This is a genomic window from Veillonella sp. S13053-19 (genome assembly GCF_002959835.1).
GTDB lineage: Bacteria > Bacillota > Negativicutes > Veillonellales > Veillonellaceae > Veillonella > Veillonella rogosae.
Genome location: NZ_PPDA01000016.1, coordinates 1 through 2959 on the forward strand (window position 1 = coordinate 1; position 2959 = coordinate 2959).

1 protein-coding gene, 2 tRNA genes and 2 rRNA genes are annotated in these 2959 nt (G+C 36.5%); all 5 read left to right on the forward strand.

All coding sequences use genetic code 11. The features are described 5' to 3' along the window. Positions 1-101: ribosomal RNA gene (locus tag VEHSUH06_RS10525) — 23S ribosomal RNA — on the forward strand; the annotation flags it as partial. 74 nt (positions 102-175) lie between these two features. Further along, positions 176-292: ribosomal RNA gene (gene rrf, locus VEHSUH06_RS10530) — 5S ribosomal RNA — on the forward strand. 1242 nt (positions 293-1534) lie between these two features. Continuing rightward, positions 1535-1610: transfer RNA gene (locus tag VEHSUH06_RS10535), tRNA-Trp, on the forward strand. A gap of 112 nt (positions 1611-1722) precedes the next feature. Next, a tRNA-Arg gene (locus VEHSUH06_RS10540) sits at positions 1723-1799 on the forward strand. A 331-nt stretch (positions 1800-2130) separates the two neighbouring features. Continuing rightward, on the forward strand, positions 2131-2959 hold an 829-nt coding region (locus VEHSUH06_RS10545), incomplete at its 3' end, for an IS256-like element ISVat2 family transposase (protein WP_105098851.1).

Genomic DNA, 2959 nt, shown 5'->3' on the forward strand with positions numbered 1-2959 from the left:
GCTAGTAAGATCCCATGTAGACGACATGGTTGATAGGCCAGGTGTGGAAGAGCCGTGAGGTTTGGAGCTGACTGGTACTAATAGATCGAGGGCTTTACTTAAACAAAACATTAAGCAGAATGTGCAACAAATATATATACTTCTATGTGGTTTTCAGAGTACAAACTTTGACAGATTCAGTGGCGATGGCTATGAGGATCCACCTGTTCCCATCTCGAACACAGTAGTTAAGCTCATAAACGCCGAAAGTACTTGGCTGGAGACGGCCTGGGAGGATAGGAAGCCGCTGATTGACTAAAAGAAAAAGGTCTACCTAAAGGTAGGCCTTTTTCTTTTAGCTAGTCTTCGACTAGCTAGGCCTGCTAGAGCCGTCTCCAGCCAAGGTTGTAAAGGTATTATCTATCTAGGTGTCCGTGTCAGACGGAGCTGGGAAGGGTAGGGTGTGAGGCTACAGAGGAGCGTAGCGACGCATGGAGCCCACACATCACCTTCTTCCGAACGTAAGATTTACCGAGCTGCGAAGCAGAGAAGGGAAATCCACAGTGAGGATTGATAGGAAGCCGCGTCTAATGGTAGGAGGCCAACTACATCTCACCGATACCGCGGTGCGTAGCACCTATGGTATCGAACCGTATAGTAGCTGAGAAATTTAGATTTATGTAAATAAACTAGTTGTATAACTTCAAATATTGGTAATTAACCAATACTGAGATACGTAGTACCCATGGTATCGTACATTAGAATTAGTTGAATTAGTCTATAGATCGGTAAAATTCATCATAATTGCGTATTTCTTTATTTGTTATATATACAACTCCCAATACTTTTATACCCTCAAAAATAATCTATATATCATAGCCAACCTTATCTTTTTACATCTAATAGATCGTCGCAGCATATTCGTTCTTCATGTTTTTATAATCAAACCTTCTTATTAATAGTTATTATGTAATTAATTTTACTTTAATTTTAAATTTTAATAACCAATATCTATTACATATTCTATTCATGCATAAGGCTATCACTAATTTATATACATTCTTATAGAACCTAGTAAATACAAGCTTTTTAATTATATTTCTTATAATTAGTTATGTACCAAAATTTACTCGTTTCATTTATATCTCATAAAACTTTCACTATGTTTTCACGTAGTATCTTTATACTATCTATAGTTGATTGAGATCAACTAAGGAAATGGAGGTCTACTACTAATAACTTTTACCTGTCCCTTTTACAAATAATACAAACAACACAACACAAAACAATACAACACATAAAACAACACTTAAATACACAACAATACTCTCCCTGTGTATAAACAAAACAATACATATACAAAACTCTCTAATTATATATACCATCTCCCGTATATATAAAGGTAAAAGTTAGGTAGACATAAGAGCCCCTTTAAAGAGGGCTCTTTTTCCTTTTAAATTCACTATTATTTCATCATTTAAAAGCCCTTTCTTTCTTGACATTAGACCTAATATTTGTTAAACTAATCAAGTATCAAGCGAGGCTTGATGAACATAGGGGTATAGCTCAATTGGTAGAGTAGCGGTCTCCAAAACCGTTGGTTGTGGGTTCAAGTCCTACTGCCCCTGCCAAATTTGGATTGCGGTCTTCGGACCGCATGTCCATAAAATTACTCAAAAAATATTAAAAAAATGCTTGCATAGATGTAAGCGTTGTGTTAATATAAGTGAGTACCAAGTACATGACTCAGTAGCTCAGCTGGATAGAGCGTTTGACTACGAATCAAAAGGCCAGGGGTTCGAATCCCTTCTGGGTCACCAAATGAAAGCATCACAGCAATGTGGTGCTTTTTTATTTTATTTATTTCTATTAACTATATAATAAAAGGACTCTACATTCTTATGAGTAGAGTCCTTTGTTGTATGTAGATTTTTATACAGAAACTATAATAAGGGTTATAGGACAAAACGTGTTGGTTTTATAGGGGATGGAGCCAGTAAATTACTGCTTCCATCGCCATTTTAAGTTCTTTTGATAAACTTAGAGGGTGGACAAAATGTGTTGGTAAAAAGTCCCAAACCCCTTGATTTTACTGGCTTCAATAAGGTTATATCTTCTTAGAAAATCGTGTTCTAAGTGGAGGGAATAATCATGCTGGTAAGATGTATAAATTGTGGATTTTCTTGTCAAAAATATGGGAAAACTAAAGCTGGATCACAACGATGGCATTGTAAGCAGTGTAACATCACCTTTACACAAACTATTGATAATACTACTAAATGTTTTCATCGATTTCTAAATTGGTTATTTAGTAAAGAAACACAACAGGACATGCCTGGGCAGGGCCGTACATTTCGTAGACAGATAGCTGATTTCTGGCAAATATGGCCTATGCCGCCCAAAATTGAAACCTCGAGAGATGTGGTATTCGTTGATGGTATTTACTTAGCTAAAAAAGCTTGTATTTTGATCTGTTATGATGGTGAATATGTATTAGGGTGGTATTTATGTAGGTCAGAACAGTCTCGCTCATGGCAAGCTCTTATGCAGCGAATAGCGACACCCATTGTGGTCGTTTCTGATGGTGGACCTGGTCTTAGAAAAGCATTAAAAAAAGTTTGGCGTACCGCCAAGCTTCAACGTTGTATTGTTCATGCCGTATGGCAAGTGCATCGCTACACTACTAGACGACCTAAGACGTTAGCAGGCATTATGTTAAAAGATTTAGCAAGCGATTTATATAGTGTAAAAACACAGGAAGATGCACAAATATGGATTCAACGATTATTTAATTGGAGAGTGACTTTTAAAGAGTTTCTAAGTGAAATGACACGTGATAGTAATGATAATTTAAGAGCTACGCATGAACGCTTATTAAAAGCCTATAACTCTCTAGTGGTGTTAATTAATACAGAGACAATGTTTCGATATTTAGATGAAACATTGGTGTTAGATAAAGAATGTCCGAGGACTAATAACC